The following is a 17,648-nucleotide window of genomic DNA, read 5'->3' as shown; positions in this document are numbered from 1 at the left end:
GGATTTACTCAGATTGTCTCAGATTGGCCTTTACTGCATCAATTAATGCGGATTGTGTATGATCCTTTTTTGACAGTGCTCTCAAAATGTTTTCATCAATGGTTCCTTTGGCAACAATGTGTTGCACCACAACGGTATTTGCCTTCTGGCCTTGTCTCCACAATCTTGCGATGGTCTGCTGATATAATTCCAAGGACCAGGTCATACCAAACCAAACAAGGGACGAACCACCACTTTGAAGGTTAAGACCATGACCAGCACTCGCAGGGTGAATTAGTGCCACAGGAAGTTCTCCTGCATTCCACTTTCGTATACTGGCATCTGTGTCTAGCTTAGTAAACTTTACTTTTACTTTGTTCAGTCTCTCCGTAATTCGCTCTAAATCATGTCGAAACCAGTACGCTACTAAAATTGGTTTACCATTCGCTGCTTCAATCATATCCTCCAAGGCATCCAGTTTCTTGCTATGAATTAATATGATTTCACCTTTATCAGAATACACTGCACCATTGGCCATCTGACACAGTTTTCCTGAAAGTGCTGCTGCATTTGCTGCTGTAATATCATCTTGATTATGAAAAGGGATCATTAACTCCCGCTTCATTTCATCATATAAATCCTGTTCTTCTGGTTCCAAATACACTTCATAATTGCTAGTCACTAGTTCCGGCATCTTTATGTGATCTGTGGATTTCATGGAAATCGTGATATCCGATATCTTGTTATAAATCTGTTGTTCTGCTCCAGGCAATGGCTTATAGGAAAAAATAATCTGGCCATTCATTTTATCTGGCTTGAAGTATGCACTTCGGTACTGACCAATAAATCTTCCCAGGCGCTCTCCCCTATCCAACAGTTTGAATTCTGCAAATAAATCCATCAAACCGTTACTGGATGGAGTACCGGTAAGTCCTACAATTCTTCTAACCTTTGGTCTTACTTTCATTAAGGCTCGGAAGCGTTTTGCTTGGTGATTCTTAAAAGATGACAACTCATCAATGACAACCATATCAAAATCAAAAGGTACACCGCTTGACTCAATCAGCCATGGTAGATTTTCACGGTTGATGATGTAAATATCTGCTTTGGATTTCAATGCTGCCAAGCGTTCCGATTCTGTCCCAATGGCAACACTGTATTTTAAATCCTGCAAGTGTTCCCACTTCGCAAGTTCCATTGGCCATGAATACAAACCAACTCGAATCGGACAAATCACCAATACCTTATGGATTTCGAAGCTATCAAATAATAAATCATTGACGGCGGTTAATGTTATCACTGTTTTGTCAACCGAGGCCCATACTCAAAAGCAATGCGGTAATATCATGCTCTTTTACATAACCAATGGAATATTTCTGATAATTGTGTGGTATGAACTTCATTGGGCATCACCTCCGATCTTTCTTAAAATAGCATCTATTTGCGTTTCCTCATCAAGCACATACACCTGAAACCCTAACTCGCGTAACATTCTGTGCCTTGCAAGCTGCAGTGGTCTTGGTTTACCTCCCAATGCTTTTATCTCTACGAATCCAATCTTCTCATTTGGCAGAAGTACGATGCGGTCTGGCATACCATCGAAACCAGGACTAATGAATTTAGGTGCGATACCTCCCATACGTTTTACTGTTTTCACTAGTTTTTGTTCAATTAATTTCTCTCTCATTTCTACCTCCTAGCTGACACAAGAAACACAAGTTCACAACCTATTCCCTATATTTCCTACGCGCGTGTGCGCTCACAAGCTTTTACTTACTGGTTATTAAAAAAGTATTTTGAATATAAGGGAAAAACTTGTGTTGTGTTGTGTTGTGTCTGATGTTGTATAAATAAAGTTGACACCCTATTCTCAAGAATTTTGATATATAATTAAAAGAGAATAGGAGTGAAAATATTATGGCAACAAATCGTGATCAAAAATCTTATGACAACGAGTATAAAGCTCAGGCTGTAAAACTTGCCCAGGAAATCGGTGGGCATAAAGCGGCTAACGAATTAGGAATTCCAAAGGGTACTATGTACACTTGGATAAAAGCCTACAAAGAAGGGCGCCTCAGTGCAAACCAAGCAGTTCATACACCGAATAATGCACTGACCCTTAACGAAGAACTCATTGAACTCAGAAAACACGTTAAAGAGCAGGATAAAGAAATTCGCCGTTTAAAGGAAGAAAACGAATTTCTTGAAGAAGCAAGCGCTTTTTTCGCAGCCAGCCGTCGGAAGTCAGCAAAAAACAGAGATTAATGTTTATTGCAATCAAAACCGAAGACGGCGTGGTTAAGGGCAAAATTTCTTTTTATTGCAGAATGCTTAGAGTTTCCAGACAGGCATTCAACAATTACCTGAAAACAAAAGATTCTCCTTGGAAATATCAACCTTTGGCAGATGCTATGCTGGATATCTGCAAGGAAGATGAATGTAATGACACTTATGGAAGAATCCGCATGTATCAGGCATTACAGCTTAAACAGCCAGACGGTGTTCCTATTCCCAGCGAGAGAACGGTTTATCGTTTGATGGAAGAAATAGGTCTTAATCATAAATCCAAACGCAAGCCTAACGGTATTACAAAAGCTAATAAAGAAGCCCGAAAATCAGATGATTTAATTAAGCGTGACTTCACAGCAGAAAACCCGCTCGAAAAATGTGTTACAGATATGACTGAAATAAAAGCATATGATGGAAAACTTTATGTTTCAGCTATCTTTGATTGCTACGATTTAGCAGTGTTAGGTCTTGCTATGGATACAAATATGAAAGCAACCCTATGTGAACAAACTTTAGAGAATGCTTATAAGGCATATCCGATGCTTTCTGGTGCTATCCTTCATAGTGATAGAGGTACACAATACACAAGCGAATTATATCGTAAAGCAATCAATAAATATGGCATTCTCCAGAGTATGAATAGTGCTGGTGGCAGATGCCATGACAATGCCAGATGCGAAAGCATGTGGGCAAGATTCAAAGAAGAATTACTTTATGGACGTTACGACACTACCACAATGACTGTGGAACAGTTAAAAACTCTCATCTGGAGGTATTTCATCAGCTATTGGAATAACAGAAGAATCTGTTCCGCTAATGGTGGTTTACCTCCATTGGTGAAACGACAGCAGTACTATGCTTCGTTACATGAGGCAGCATAGGTCGAACATCCTTGAGAAAAAAGTGTAAAGTAATATTGACAATATCAGTCTGTGATTCTTAAACAATTTTCTGGTATAACCGTTGCCTACCGTAAATCGGCAAACGCTTGATACAAGTGTTTCGGTCCCAACCAGGAATTTGAGCCATTAGTGCAGCAATCTGATAGCTATCGGTGCTCTTTAAGTCAGCGAGATTACGATTCAAACATTCACACCAAATCTCCGCATTGCTTACGGATAATCGTGCAACACTTCCGCTATGTTTAACACTACCAAAATCACTATCACTTAAATAATTACGACGGGCAAATAAATCCATTTCATCCCAATCTGTAGGTAAAAGTGTATTAAGATACTCCTCTACCATACCGACACGTTCGTCCGTCTCCATTGCTCCCATTTGTGCTTTTTTCGCTTCTACTAAAATATCACCCTCGAGATACAGCTTTTCGCCAGAATTCCATATTTCTTTCGCCTCTGCCCAGAATTGCTGTCTATATTCTTCACTAAAATTCCATGTCTTTTTTTGTTCCTTCTGATGCACCTTAATAATCCAAAATCGGCGATTGCCTGTAATATCACGCAGATATCCACGCTCACCGTTAACCGTTGCAACGATGATGCACTGTCTTGGATGACTTTCCACAACTTTACCATAAGAAGGGCGATACTTATCATCCGACGTTGATAGGAAGGCTTTTACCTTCTCGATATCCGCTTTCTTCATACCAGCAAGCTCTTCGATTTCAACTGCCCAAAATCCCTGCAACTTTTCAGCGCCCGCCTTATCGTCCATATCCGTAAGGGAAAGCGTCTCAGAATAGTAATCTGCAGTTATAAGGTCTTTGATGATTGTGCTTTTGCCTATGCCTTGGTCACCATCAAGCACGGGAACGCAGTCAAACTTGATGCCTGGAACATAGATGCGGGCAACAGCTGCAGCAAATGTCTTTTTGGTGACTGAGCGAATATACTCCGTATCATCCGCTTTCAAATATTTGATAAATACCTCCTCCACACGCTTGATGCCGTCCCACTTCGGGATTCCATCGAGATAATCCCTTACTGGATGAAAGTGCCTATCATCTGCAATTTTTGTAAACGCAACATCATGATTTCTACTTGAGAAAGGAACATATCGCACATCAATCAAAGCTTTCAACTGAGCCGTATCCGCATCTCTCCAGAATTTATTGCCACTTGGACGCTCCCACGGTACATTACCAGTAATCTGAATACGGTTTGCCAATTCGTTATATGCAAAATTAGCAAAGTCAGCATCATTGTTGAGTATCAGCATTTCATTCCATACACTGTTTTCTAATACCTTACTCCTTGGCTGATATCGAAGCAGCGTCCGCCAGTCTGAATCTTTGGCAAACTCCTCACTAGCCAGTTTTCTTTTTTCCTCAAGATCGAACACCTTTATCTTCTCTAGCGTTAGGACAAATTCACACATCTTTTGATAGGATTTTTTCTCATCATCATCGCCAAATTTGTGAATTCGAACTATATCAAACGCATTACAAAGCTTCAGATATGCTGGGTCTTTGGCATGATGGCTGTATACAAACTTGCCATCGTCCTTAATTTCAACCCCCGCCATACTACTTGACTCAATTAGATGGTATCTGTCTTCACTATCCGTAGGCTCATATACATCTGATAAAAATTCGTCAATGGCTAAATCGATAGGAAAGTACACGCGGTTGAAAATTCCCACAATCCCCTCTTTTTCAAGCGGGTCCTGCACTTTTTGAACATTCGTTGCGTTTGCCTTGCTCTCCCTTGATGATGTCGGAAGTCTTGTGGGATCTGTCCATTCCGGATGTGCATCTAGAATATCATCGGGGTTAAGCCAATTCCTATTTGCTTCTTTATAAACAAACACACCATTCGATGGCGTACTCGGCCAGTACATCAGTTGATTGGGCTGATAGGAACATTCATCAAAATAATCAATGTCAAGCATTTGCGCAAGATATCTCGATACCGCCACAAATTCTTCTGGGGTCACATCCCTTGTAAGCGGATAAATAACACGTACTCTTGGCTTATCCGCTGTGTGGCTATGTGTGGTATAAAGGACAGAGGCATAAGGTGCAATGGTTTCATAATGCTCCAAAAATCCCATCTCAATTCGATCTCCGTCAAGAGCTATCATGGAACGTGACTCCACTGTGTCAATTTTTCTTCTGCCACCCTTTAGCACCCCAGCCACAAAACCGCCATGGTCTTTTGCCATATCTCTCTGTGCTTTTGGTAAACGAGCATATTCTTCTGCTGACTCAGGGGTTCTGATCGTAACTTTCAAACGTTCCTTGAGAGCATTGTAGGATATGAACTTATTCGTCCACATTTTAGCATGGCGATTACCTCCATAAGCAATTGATAAATTACGCATTGCCTCCCCCTCCTTAAAATTGTGGTGTTTCACCATGTTCAAATCTTGCACAACGAGCAACACGATAAGCTTTTTCTGTTCTAGCACGATCCATAGCTGCAAGGTAATTGCAATCATCACCGAAAAGTTCAAACTTTCCATCATGGTTAACCCCTGGATGTGCAGCAAAATAATCCCCGTCAATTGTCTCAAAATTAAATTCATTCGGCCAATGTTTATGGCCACTGTATGCCTTATCTCCAATATAACTTATGATATCATCAATGCAGTCTCCCTCTGGAAGTTTACCTACCACAAGAATAGCCGTCCTTGATTTGTCGTAACCTTTCGGATCTTTTCCCATATTATAAAAGCGTTTTATCTTTATTGCATCGTTATCGTTCATCTGCCCTTTGACTTCAACATAAAGATCGCCTCCATCTCTGCCATCAACCCCATGTAGTAAAAAGTCAGGAAGATACATCATCCCATTTCCAAGGTCATATCCTTCTGGCTCATATTCATATTCCACTCCACAGGCATCAAAGAACACTGCCCAGCGAGCTTCTAATCTCGAACGAAATAAATAACCGTTATAATATGTCTGTATTACTTTTATACTGTTCATCTTGTAGCCTCCTCCTATTCTTCCTTGAAATAACGAATACTCATGTGTTTCTGTTTTGCTCTTCGAATCTCTGCCGCCATGCCTTCTGAAATATGACTTCCGAACACCCAAAGTTCTCTGCATCTTCCTAGTAATACCATGTTCATCAGCATCGCCAACTCTCGCTCCGTGGCTTCCTCCATGAATTGAGGAAACAACAGATGTGGCGCAATTGGTATCACTCCATTGTCTACTGCAAATCTACAGTACTCCTTCGCTTTCATGGTGTTACGTTCTACCTCTCCTGCATATGGAGAGCAGATATAAACCAGCGGTCTGTAATGACGCTTTCTCTCTTCGCGCTCTATCGCACGAATTGCTTCATATGGTACGGGGTCACTGTAACCTTCAGCGTTGCACTTAGTTCCCAATCGTTTCACCTCCTCCAATCAACCTGAGGGCATATCTCCCTCTACCCCCCTAAGGACAGAACGTTCCCTTTTGGACGGAATATTTTTTATAAAAATCTCCGTCCAAAACTTAGACTTCTGTCCTTAGGAAGGTAGAGAGGTAATAGCCCCTCGGAAAGGCGGTGCTACTGATGCAGAAAGAACCAACTGCAGACACAGAAAGCAGACCAGACATCGGCTTAGATGAAGAATTGGCGGATGTCCTAATCGCAATCAGTGTCATAGCCAAACGACTTGCAAGGAATTTAACCGAAAACAAGGAAGGAGATCAAACGCATGAGTAAAATGAACCAATTGTCCGCTGAGCTGGATGAACTAAAGAAATGTGGAGAAATCTTGATTAAAGTCTCAGATACGTTAAGCGAATTACTTTCTACACCAACGGAAGAAAAGCCTGCCAAAGAGCCTAAGAAAAAAGGAGAAACAAAGAAAGCACTCACACTTACCGATGTCCGAGCTGTCCTGGCCGAGAAATCCCGTAACGGATACACAGCTGATGTCAAAGCACTTCTTTTAAAGTACGGAGCTGACAAACTGTCAGACATCAACCCAACTGAGTACGAAGCTTTACTCGCAGAGGCGGAGGTGCTTGGAAATGCCTAAACACGCATTACTCTCCGCTTCCTCCAGTCACAGATGGTTACACTGTCCACCTTCGGCGAAGTTATGTGCCGAAGAGGATAACAAACCAAGTCCTTATGCACAAGAAGGAACGGATGCACATAGCCTCTGTCAGTACAAATTAGAACTGGCTCTTGGCATGAATACAAAAGACCCTACAGAGAATTTGGAGTACTACGATGGAGAGATGGAAAACTGTGCTACAGAATATGCTTCTTTCGTTATGGAACAATTGGAAGAAGCAAAGCACTATTGCGCTGATCCTGTGGTCTTCATCGAACAACATCTTGACTTCTCCAAATATGTAGAAAGCGGATTCGGTACTGGTGACTGTGTGATTGTAGCAGATAGCGTTTTGCAAATTATCGATTATAAGCATGGACTTGGTATCTTGATATCCGCAGAGGAAAATCCACAGATGATGTGTTACGCACTCGGTGCCTTAGAACTCTTCGATGGTATCTACGATATCGATACCGTTAAGATGACAATTTTCCAGCCACGCAGGGATAATGTCAGCACCTACACCCTATCAAAAGAAGAACTCCTAACATGGGGAAACGAGGTTCTCTCCCCTATTGCTAAACTTGCTTATATAGGCGAAGGAGAATTCCAAGCTGGTGACCACTGCCAGTTTTGCAAGGTAAAAGCTACCTGCCGTAAACGTGCCGAATACAACCTTGAACTTGCAAGGTATGATTTTGAGATGCCAGTTAACCTCGATGACACAGAAATTGCTCTTATTCTCACAAAGGTTGATAACCTTGTAGCCTGGGTGAATGACATAAAGGAATATGCGTTACAGCAGGCACTTAGTGGTACAAAATACGATGGATTTAAAATTGTAGAAGGTCGCTCAACAAGAAAATACACCGATGAACAGGCGGTTGCAGATGCAGTCACTTCAGCAGGCTATAATCCATACGAAAGCAAGCTCTTAGGAATTACAACCATGACTTCGGCTCTTGGCAAAAAGAAATTTGAAGAAATTCTAGGAAGCCTTGTTATTAAGGCTCCAGGTAAACCAACTCTCGTTCCGGAGAACGATAAACGCCCGGAATTTAACACCGCACAAATTGATTTCAAGAAAGAATAGGGAGGACAATACTATGTCAAAAACAGAAAATCCAACAAAAGTAATTACAGGTTCACAGACAAGATGGTCTTATGCTAATGTGTGGGATCCAAAGTCAATTGATGGAGGCACTCCAAAGTATAGTGTCAGCCTTATCATCCCTAAGTCTGACATCAAGACGGTTGCTAAGATAAAGGCAGCCATCGAAGCAGCGTATAAGGAGGGCGAGTCAAAGTTAAAGGGTAACGGTAAAACAGTCCCTGCTCTATCAATTCTAAAAACTCCTCTTCGTGATGGTGATGTAGAAAGACCAGATGACCCTACTTACACAAACGCATACTTCATTAATGCAAACAGTGCTACTTCTCCAGGTATTGTGGATGCAGACTGTCAGCCTATTATTGACCGCTCTGAAGTATACTCGGGTGTGTATGGCAGAGCCTCCATCAATCTCTATGCATTTAATTCTAATGGCAACAAGGGTATTGCCTGTGGCTTAAATAATCTTCAGAAGATTTCCGATGGTGAGCCTTTAGGTGGCAGGTCTCGTGCAGAGGATGATTTCACGACAGATTCCGATGATGATTTTCTAGCATAATATATAACCCAAGAGGGCGGTGGCTATGCTATCGCTCTCTTACTAAATAAATAGGGAGGACTTTGAATGGCTGAAATAAACTATATGAGTTGCGATATTGAAACGTATTCCGATGTCACTTTAAAGAAATGTGGTGTTTACAAATACACAGAATCCCGCAACTTTGAAATTCTCCTCTTTTCCTACTCCATCAACGGTGGCGAGGTTATTGTGATCGACTTAGTGAACGGTGAGAAAATTCCACTAGAAGTAATCTCTGCTCTTTCCGACAAAACAGTCACTAAGTGGGCATTTAATGCTACGTTTGAGCGTATCTGTCTGTCGGCATGGCTTAGAAGAAATTATCCCGAACATTTCAGTAGCTATAGCAGTAATAATGACACGGTCGGTAACTACTTAGATTCATACTCGTGGAGATGCTCCATGATATGGTCTGCTTACCTTGGACTACCATTATCACTTGAAGGAGTGGGGTTCGTGCTTGGTTTACAAGAACAGAAAATGAAAGAAGGCAACGACCTTATCCGCTACTTCTGTGTTCCCTGTAAGCCAACAAAGACCAATGGCGGCCGTACTCGAAACCTTCCAAAACACGATATGACCAAATGGAACACCTTCCGCTCTTATAATAAAAGAGATGTTGAAGTCGAAATGTCGGTACAGAATAAGTTAGCAAAGTACCCGGTACCTGACTTCATTTGGGATGAGTATCATCTTGACCAAAGAATTAATGACCGTGGTATTGCCATTGATATGAATGTTGTTGAACACGCAATCAGCATGCATGAACGCTCCAAAAATCAACTCTCGAAAGAAATGAAGAAACTTACAAATCTAGATAATCCAAATTCTATATTTCAGATGAAACAATGGTTAACTGACAACGGACTAGAAACTGATACGCTTGGCAAAAAAGCTGTGGCAGAAATGTTAAAGGACGCACCAGAAGATTTAGCTGATGTCCTTACTCTCCGTCAGCTGCTTGCCAAAACAAGTATAAAGAAATATCAAGCGATGCAAAATGCCGTATGTTCTGATAGTCGAGCACGAGGCATGTTCTTTTTCTATGGTGGAAATAGAACAGGACGATGGGCAGGGCGTATCATTCAATTACAGAATCTACCTCAAAACCATATGCCTGATTTGAAGGAAGCCCGTAACCTTATAAAAAGTGATAACTACGATGCGTTAGAAATGCTTTATGATTCTATCCCAGAAGTCTTGTCAGAACTTATACGCACCGCCTTTGTACCTAAGCCAGGCTATAAGTTTATTGTCGTAGACTTTAGTGCCATCGAGGCAAGGGTACTTTCTTTTCTTACTGGTGAACAGTGGCGTATCGATGTTTTTTCCAACAATGGGGATATCTATTGTGCAAGTGCTTCTGCGATGTTTGGTGTTCCCGTTGAAAAGCATGGTCAGAACAGTCATCTTCGCCAGAAAGGTAAAATAGCCGAACTTGGTTTAGGCTATGGCGGATCAGTTGGTGCATTAATAGCAATGGGGGCATTAGATATGGGGCTTGCCGAAGAAGAATTAAAACCCTTAGTGAATGCGTGGAGAACCTCGAATCCTAATATCGTACAGTTTTGGTGGGATGTCGATAATGCAGTCAAAACTGCAATCAAGCAGAGAACCACCACTGAAACTCATGGTATCCACTTTATCTATCAAAGTGGTATGCTCTTCATCAATCTTCCATCTGGCAGAAAGCTGACTTATGTCAAGCCTAAGATTGGAACCAATCGGTTTTGTGGAGAATCCGTAACCTACGAAGGCATCGGGACAACAAAAAAGTGGGAACGGATTGAATCATATGGATCCAAGTTTGTAGAAAATATCGTGCAAGCCATCTCAAGAGATATACTAAGCTATGCCATGCAAACACTTAGTGACCGACTCATTTGCGGTCATGTCCATGACGAATTAATCATTGAATGTCCCATGAACGAATCCTTGGATAATATCTGTGCTAAGATGGGAAGAACACCTCCGTGGATGAAAGGTCTGCTGTTAAGAGCCGATGGTTATGAGACAATGTTTTATCGAAAAGATTAAGAAAAATGGTAGCAACACCAATTTTATGTTCAAGTGCTGCTACCATTTCTCTATTAAATCATGTTATCCAATAAATCCAATACAATTGCTTTCATCTTTGCCACTTTATCCGTGACTGTACTCTTTCCCATATCCATATCAACTGCGATTTCTCTATGGCTGAATCCATCCGATAACAATTGAAGAATTCGACCATAATACGGATCAATTTCTTGTACACGATTGATTAGTTCATTCAGCATAGCCAAATAGATATCTGCTGAACCATAGGTAGTTGCTGCTACCGCTTCGAAATCCGTTTCTTCCTCATCTTCATTTTCTGCTGCCAGGCAACTGAAGGTTAATGTTCCGAAATTCTTCTTGTCCAAAGAATTAGAATATGGACACTGACTACATTTATTACTTTCCGGACAACGAATCAATTTTCCTTTTCCATTACTTACCTCGCAGCGTTTGTCACGATCCTCTGCTTTAAACTCCACTGAATAGGAGCTCATTACGGCATCGTATTGCGCTTTCGTTCCTGGAACCAACACCACATCTACTAATCTGTTTCCAACTCTCCATTTCCTAATCTGTGATTTCCTAACACCTACAATCATACCGTGTTCTTCGATAGAATCCCTATCGATAATCATTGGTATTAATACCGGTTCCTCTTCTGCTCCATTTACCCGTATATCTTTTTTCATAGATTGTCTCTCTTTCCGACCGAGAGAGACTGTGGTAAAGCAGATAACGCCTGATTCTGGATAGAAGCATCCCAAGACCAGGCATTAGAAAAAGAGCACAGGAAATTAAGGGTACTTCCATCTGCTTTCCATAACTGTCATAATGACAGCTACTTCAAAAGCAATATGGTCATATCCACCTTCCCAGCGCTCTGTCAGGTCTATATGAATTTTTATTTATGCTTTGATTCTAAATTGTTACGGCTAAAAATGCTCGGACACCGCATGTCCTATTTTTGATTTGAGAACAAAAAAAAAGAGCCATAAAAACAAGCATTGTTACTTGTTTTCATGACTCTATGTAATACCCTTAAAATATAGCCAGACATGGGTTGTCTGGCTATAAATGATATAACTATTATGTTATTCTATTCTGACGTCCAAGTAGCTTTAAATTCTGTGCTGCCAGCATGTCATTGCACTCATGAATCGATTTTGTGTAACACGAAGTTAGTAAAAACTGATACATGATGTGCTGTTCCGTCATCATATAAGATTTTCCAGAGGACTTAACTAAATAACTACTTAATACAGGCGGTAACTTCATACCGATACATAACTGAACTACAGTCTCCATTGTAACATTATCCGGCTCTGTATTTCGCAGACGCTGAATGGTTTTTTCACTTATATCAGCTTTCTCAGCCAGTTCCTCTTCCGTCATATCAGACCATTCGATTAAGGTATTCAATACACCTGAAAAATTCATGGGGAGTTTCTTAATCACAGTAAGCAAATCATTATTGTACTGTTTTATCATGTTTGCTTGATTTATGTTATTCCTATTGTTAGACAAATAAAGAGCTTCAAAAACGATATTTGATTTGTAAAGAGCGCAGTCTCTAATGAACTGTTTTCTATATTTGTTCCGTGATAAACAATATTCATCCTTATGTAAGCGTGCATAGTCTGTTAAGGTTGCATCACCGTTTTCACCCCCAGGTATGTACTTAGGATGATTTATAGTTACTCTTTAATTTGGGTTTAAACCCTTTTCTATCTCGATATGGTATTTAATTATATAATCGGTTGAAAAATTAGTGGCATCCCTCTTCCTTCATTTTCTTCTTACCACAAATCTGATCAATAAAATCCTGCCATTGAGAATTGGAGATATTGAGATCACGGGCTTTTCGTAAAGCCACACGAGCAATCTCTGTATTTCCTATATACTCAACAAGATCTGGGTAAATGTTGTTTCTGCTCTTACCTGCAAGATCGTAAAAGTAATAGGCATCATCCCCTTCAATACAAAGTACCTCTGTCATTTTTTCGAGATATCTCTCCGGAGCATTACGGTTTCCCTTTTCTATATCGCTTAGATACGCCGGAGTCATGTCCAATTCCGAAGCAAGTCCACGTATCGACTTGCCAAGCGCCTCTCTGCGTGCTTTTACATATTCCCCAAACGAATTATAACATTCATCTGGCAATAATATATTCTTCATGTATTTAATCCGCCTTTTATATAAAATGTAAGCTATCATGCGTACATTTTATCACAGCATGTACATATTGTCAATATTTTACATGCTGGTCATTCCTAAATTACATTTATTATACGTCGGAAGTTAACTGCTTTATACCTGAATTCCAATAATCTATGAAGCTACTTGATTGCACTTCAATCACTCGCTCACCTCATTTCCGCTAATGTGATAGCGGTGCCAAGTACCTCTTTTTATCATATTCTTCTCTAGTTTCATCATTAATTAATTCCACACTTTTATTCAAATCTTTCCGCATCCTATGATAGCAACTTTTCAAAATACTGATATGTATGAACAGTTGTATTTGCACTTTTGCTTACAAGTTCAAATTCCCAGTCTCGAGATATACTGAGTTCCAATTGATGATAAAATCTTTCTCGCGGATCAGCACTTGCAATCTTGTTTTTATCATAAAACGCAGATTTATCGCCGTCTAAACTTGGAAATACAATGCCAACATCTTCACAATTATACATTAGACTGTATGCCAAAAGCTGTAGGCGATCATTTCTTGAATTTCTGGCATTATTAATGTTCTTATACTTAACATCAAACACTACTGACTTTCCGTTTTCTGTATTCACCAATATAATATCAGGTTTAACTATGCCACCTATATAGTTAGCTACATCTTTGCCTGATTTTTCAAAAACCTTAGATTTATAATCATATTTTAAAATATGGATTCCTGAAGCTTCAGATAAATAAGAATAAATTCCTGCTTTTTTTAAATATGCTCGTACATACATTTCGAATAATTTACTCATTGATACGGCATAAGGTACGACATAACTTGTTACCTTTGAAGCACCATTCGATTCTAATGTAATCTCATTTAATACCATCTTAGCAACACTTATAACGGGTTTATAATATGCATAGCATCCCGTTGTTTTTATGCCATTTGTATCACGTTGAGTAATTCTCCTTAACGAAACATGGTCTAGCGCATTATGGCAGTACGCAATCATTTCTTTATAGGAATTCTCTCGACTACTTGTCGAACCGAAGTATTTATTCAGAAACTGAAATGATTTTTGTAACGCAGCACGAAGTATCTGATTCTCTGTTATGTCTTCAGAATACCTAAGATACTTACAATACAAACGATCATCTCTGCCTCTAATACTATTATTTCTTATATTCTTATTATATAAAACTTTTCCTTTTACTTTACCAACAAGGTTTTCTTCTGTGCTGATCATTTTTCCCATTAATGGACGTCTGCATAAATCCTTTAGCAATGATATAAAAACAGTTGATGTTAAAATACTGCTTTCTCTAGCTATATTATCAGTAATGTAAATAGGAGCTTCTTTATCAAAGAAATGAAATACTTCATTCTTTTCAAGATTCTCAACATCTTTTTCAATTGCGGATATTCTTACAGTCTGTGGAGCAAGGTATCGTTCAAACTCATCATCATCTTTAATTGTGTTCAACATTTCAACAACGGAAATAGGAAATCGAGGCTCTATCTTTAAAACTACATCTTTCCCATCTTTAGATAATAAGTTCTTACCATTGACTCCCTTTAATCGACAAACTCCAACGTAATTTGAAGAATAGATTTGATTATTATACTTTCTGATTCCTAAATTAACAGGTTCTTCATTAACAGAAAAGTAAATCATATCTGTATCTACTTTTTCTTCTAATTGCTCCATTGGACTGTTGTCATAGGTGTAGAAAATCCACTGTTCATTTGTTCCTTTAATCCAGCGGTTTTTTCGTTCCATAATTTTTCTCCTATGATACAGCTTCTGCAATTATATCGTCAAAAATTTGTTTTACTGTATTCTCATCGTTATTTATATTAATTTTACCAGATATACAATTTAATAAACCAGACCAGCTATCCCCAGTTGACTCAGAATCTTCAAACTGGAACATTCCATCCTTATGATATTCTCTAAGTATAGGCAATATCTGATACTTAAAGCGTAAATATAACTGTTCTTCAGAATTTACCAAAAAATATGTATGACCAATTTGAACATCTTCCTTGAAGTATTCAGAATTTAGATTTACGCTATCAAATAACCTGGAAACCTTGTTAAATAGCTTCAATGCTTTTTCATTTATTTCTTTTTGTGCGTCAATTTCTGATTGTATTGTTAATTTTTCAAGATTGAATTCTTTAATAGCTATATCATCCGGTAATAAAGAAAAGAAGAGGAATCTTCTACGAATTGCATAGTCTATGCCACCAATGGATTTGTCAGCGGTATTCATAGTTCCGATAAGATATAAATTATCTGGTAAAGAAATCTTGTTTGATTTGTCGACAGTATAAGGTGTTGCCACACCTTCTTTACGATATTCCAAACCATATATTAATTCTCCAAATACTGTAGCAAGATTTGCTCTATTTATCTCATCAATGATGAGAAAGAATTTTGTATTATTATTTTCTGATTTTGATGCAACTGATGCCATTTTTCCTAATATTTTGTTAACAGTATCGTATGAGATATAAGATCCAGTTCCTGATGTATTCTTTAATGTGGAAACTTCGATTCCCCTTACAAAATCCTCATATCCATATGAAGGATGAAACTGAACAATATCCCATGCAATTGTAGGCTGTTTTCCAGGATTTGTTTTATTCCATTCTGTCATTTGATTAACATCATCATAGTTGACAATCTGTAGAGCATTAAGCTCCTCATTTGTCAGAGAGTCATCATTCTCCAATCCCTTGCCTATATACTTAAGCATACCTCTTGTAGAAAATGTCTTTGATGTTCCAGGAGGTCCTTGCATTATCATTTGATGAATATTCAACTTTGTCATTGTATCTATGTATTCTTTATATTTTGTATTTGTACTCACTTTATATGCTCCTTCTACTTTTATGTCTTGTCCTCCAAAAGAAATCAATTCGCCTCTATTCGCCCATAGTAACTGTAAAGATTCAATTGCCTCTCGTACCTCTTTATTTGCCGCTGCATTATCATCTGCTACCCCTGATGCTGGAATGATAGTACGATTTTTTGCTACGAAATTATTCCATTCTTCTTGTGCAAACATTCGTAGTAGAGCAATATTATCATCAGTTGGCCATTCATCTAAATAAAGTTCACAATTTTTTATGAAACGTTGATAATAATTTTTAAGTATTAAAAACAACACAGTATTTGGCGATGTGGAGTTTTTCTCATTTACATAATCATCTTTGAGTATATCCTCACTCCAACGGTTATATTCTTTAGGTTGCATTTCACCTGCTATTGAGTAATCTATTCCATTAATTTTAATTATATCCGCCGACTTATACAGGTTTCTATTTCCTAAAAGGTAAAGACCACTATCAGCTTTTTTTACATAAAGATATCCATTAACCTTAGTAGCGCCTCTTATACCTGTTCTTAGAAGAACATTTGAATTGAATAGAACCGCATCTTCTATATCTGTATCGGCTAACAAGCCTTGTTCTTTTATTCTTGATACTAAATTAATCAGCGGTTTATGAGTAACAGTTTCACTTTCAAATTTGCTTTTGTCTACACCCCTTACTTTTAATTCAATTAAATTTGATTCACAGAAACTATAATCTTTACTATACTTACTAACAACTATTTTTTTCAAAATTTTGATATCAGACATTACTGATTTTTCCAGTATACCTTCTTTAACATACTGCATTAGTAATGGTATGATCTGATATTTTATTCGAGATAAAATATCTTTCTCTTGAAACATACCATGACCCAATATATAACGATTTTTTTCTGATTCAGCTACCCGGAATCTATATGATAGGTTATCGTTAACAACTCTCTTAACTCTGTTATATAATGCATTTGGACTAATATCTGTAGTAGCTGTAGTCATAGCTGTTGCTGCGTCATCCATATACTTGTAGTTACTTTCAATTGTAAAACTATAGAATCTTCTAGCAAAAGCATAATTAGTTGGCTCTAAACTTTCAATCATGATGTTCTTTGTCGCAATTATATAGATGTTTGGGGTCAGTAGAATTCTTATACCATCTCGTGTATTTACATAATAATTTTCATTCCCATGTGGTTCTATAAGTGCCAAAACATCACCTAAAATACCTGAGATAAAACCACGATTTATATCATCAAGTATTAAAAAATATTTCTTACTCTCTTTTTTAGCCCAGCTATCATTTGCCTTTCTAACCATTGACAAAAAAATCTTATCTTTATACTCAAATGATAATCCATCAGTTTCTGTTTGCATAGAAATGCCACATATAAAATCATCATATGAATATGATGGATGGATTGAAACTATCTCACTTTGAATATCATATTTTGCTTTTCCTGGCGGTAATTTGCCTTGGTTATTATATCTAGCATCAGAGCAAGTTACTGCCACTTCTTTGGCTAAATATGTTTTACCGGTAGCAATTCCGCCTTCTATAAGCAAATACTTGTTTTCGTCAATGATTGCACATAGCTTACTTAATAATAATTTTGTTGTATGCGTCATCA

General features: G+C 38.5%; 16 protein-coding genes and 1 pseudogene. 7 read left to right on the top strand and 10 right to left on the bottom strand.

The features are described from left to right. Window positions 1-4 precede the first annotated feature (4 nt). Window positions 5-1,382 (bottom strand): annotated as a pseudogene (locus tag RBU59_RS27705) (SNF2-related protein). After that, window positions 1,379-1,666 carry a VRR-NUC domain-containing protein gene (locus RBU59_RS27700; RefSeq protein WP_308145692.1) on the bottom strand — a complete coding sequence of 96 codons (288 nt, stop codon included), beginning with the start codon at window positions 1,664-1,666 and terminating at the stop codon, window positions 1,379-1,381. Before RBU59_RS27700 ends, RBU59_RS27705 begins: the two are co-directional and overlap by 4 nt. Window positions 1,667-1,896: 230 nt before the next feature. Here RBU59_RS27700 and RBU59_RS27695 point away from each other — a divergent pair, with 230 nt between their 5' ends. Together RBU59_RS27695 and RBU59_RS27690 are read left to right on the top strand one after the other, a co-directional pair. Further along, window positions 1,897-2,244 (top strand): transposase, encoded by a 348-nt coding sequence (locus RBU59_RS27695; protein ID WP_308145342.1) that lies wholly within the window; start codon window positions 1,897-1,899, stop codon window positions 2,242-2,244. Continuing rightward, window positions 2,244-3,149 (top strand): IS3 family transposase, encoded by a 906-nt coding sequence (locus tag RBU59_RS27690; RefSeq protein WP_308145343.1) that lies wholly within the window; start codon window positions 2,244-2,246, stop codon window positions 3,147-3,149. The genes RBU59_RS27695 and RBU59_RS27690 overlap by 1 nt, the downstream gene beginning before the upstream one ends. A gap of 58 nt (window positions 3,150-3,207) precedes the next feature. On the opposite strand, the gene RBU59_RS27685 is transcribed toward RBU59_RS27690, so the two are convergent. Genes RBU59_RS27685 through RBU59_RS27675 form a run of 3 tightly spaced genes read right to left on the bottom strand, consistent with a single transcriptional unit; the run spans window position 3,208 to window position 6,570 of the window. After that, complete coding sequence (locus tag RBU59_RS27685) at window positions 3,208-5,553, bottom strand: virulence-associated E family protein (RefSeq protein ID WP_308145691.1); 2,346 nt, start codon at window positions 5,551-5,553, stop codon at window positions 3,208-3,210. 13 nt (window positions 5,554-5,566) lie between these two features. After that, complete coding sequence (locus tag RBU59_RS27680; RefSeq protein ID WP_308145690.1) at window positions 5,567-6,160, bottom strand: hypothetical protein; 594 nt, start codon at window positions 6,158-6,160, stop codon at window positions 5,567-5,569. A gap of 14 nt (window positions 6,161-6,174) precedes the next feature. Beyond that, window positions 6,175-6,570, bottom strand: coding sequence for a DUF7768 domain-containing protein (locus tag RBU59_RS27675; RefSeq protein WP_308145689.1), 396 nt, complete (start codon window positions 6,568-6,570; stop codon window positions 6,175-6,177). A 170-nt stretch (window positions 6,571-6,740) separates the two neighbouring features. On the opposite strand from RBU59_RS27675, the gene RBU59_RS27670 reads away from it, so the two are divergent. The 5 genes from RBU59_RS27670 to RBU59_RS27650 all read left to right on the top strand — a co-directional run bounded on the left by RBU59_RS27670 (window position 6,741) and on the right by RBU59_RS27650 (window position 10,961). Further along, window positions 6,741-6,893, top strand: coding sequence for a hypothetical protein (locus RBU59_RS27670; RefSeq protein WP_308145688.1), 153 nt, complete (start codon window positions 6,741-6,743; stop codon window positions 6,891-6,893). Beyond that, on the top strand, window positions 6,886-7,212 hold the full coding sequence (locus RBU59_RS27665) for a DNA ligase (protein WP_308145687.1): 327 nt from the start codon (window positions 6,886-6,888) through the stop codon (window positions 7,210-7,212). Before RBU59_RS27670 ends, RBU59_RS27665 begins: the two co-directional genes overlap by 8 nt. Further along, window positions 7,205-8,326, top strand: coding sequence for a DUF2800 domain-containing protein (locus RBU59_RS27660; protein WP_308145686.1), 1,122 nt, complete (start codon window positions 7,205-7,207; stop codon window positions 8,324-8,326). The genes RBU59_RS27665 and RBU59_RS27660 overlap by 8 nt, the downstream gene beginning before the upstream one ends. 13 nt (window positions 8,327-8,339) lie before the next feature. Continuing rightward, window positions 8,340-8,903 (top strand): DUF2815 family protein, encoded by a 564-nt coding sequence (locus tag RBU59_RS27655; RefSeq protein ID WP_308145685.1) that lies wholly within the window; start codon window positions 8,340-8,342, stop codon window positions 8,901-8,903. A 66-nt stretch (window positions 8,904-8,969) separates the two neighbouring features. After that, window positions 8,970-10,961, top strand: a complete 1,992-nt coding sequence (locus RBU59_RS27650) for a DNA polymerase (RefSeq protein ID WP_308145684.1) — start codon at window positions 8,970-8,972, stop codon at window positions 10,959-10,961. Window positions 10,962-11,014: 53 nt separating this feature from the next. On the opposite strand, the gene RBU59_RS27645 is transcribed toward RBU59_RS27650, so the two are convergent. The 5 genes from RBU59_RS27645 to RBU59_RS27625 form a co-directional block, all read right to left on the bottom strand. Beyond that, window positions 11,015-11,653, bottom strand: coding sequence for a hypothetical protein (locus tag RBU59_RS27645; RefSeq protein ID WP_308145683.1), 639 nt, complete (start codon window positions 11,651-11,653; stop codon window positions 11,015-11,017). Window positions 11,654-12,050: 397 nt separating this feature from the next. Then, window positions 12,051-12,452: a helix-turn-helix domain-containing protein gene (locus RBU59_RS27640; RefSeq protein ID WP_308145682.1), complete on the bottom strand. Its 402-nt coding sequence runs from the start codon at window positions 12,450-12,452 to the stop codon at window positions 12,051-12,053. Between the two features lie 277 nt (window positions 12,453-12,729). After that, window positions 12,730-13,140, bottom strand: a complete 411-nt coding sequence (locus RBU59_RS27635) for a helix-turn-helix domain-containing protein (protein WP_308145681.1) — start codon at window positions 13,138-13,140, stop codon at window positions 12,730-12,732. A gap of 299 nt (window positions 13,141-13,439) precedes the next feature. Beyond that, window positions 13,440-14,921, bottom strand: a complete 1,482-nt coding sequence (locus tag RBU59_RS27630) for a 5-methylcytosine restriction system specificity protein McrC (RefSeq protein WP_308145680.1) — start codon at window positions 14,919-14,921, stop codon at window positions 13,440-13,442. A 10-nt stretch (window positions 14,922-14,931) separates the two neighbouring features. Next, window positions 14,932-17,646: an AAA family ATPase gene (locus tag RBU59_RS27625; RefSeq protein ID WP_308145679.1), complete on the bottom strand. Its 2,715-nt coding sequence runs from the start codon at window positions 17,644-17,646 to the stop codon at window positions 14,932-14,934. Window positions 17,647-17,648 lie beyond the last annotated feature (2 nt).

Origin of the sequence: Anaerocolumna sp. MB42-C2, assembly GCF_030913705.1 — a bacterium.
Classification (GTDB): domain Bacteria; phylum Bacillota; class Clostridia; order Lachnospirales; family Lachnospiraceae; genus Anaerocolumna.
The sequence above is the reverse complement of the archived record's forward strand: the minus strand, read 5'-3'. Positions and strand labels throughout refer to the sequence as shown.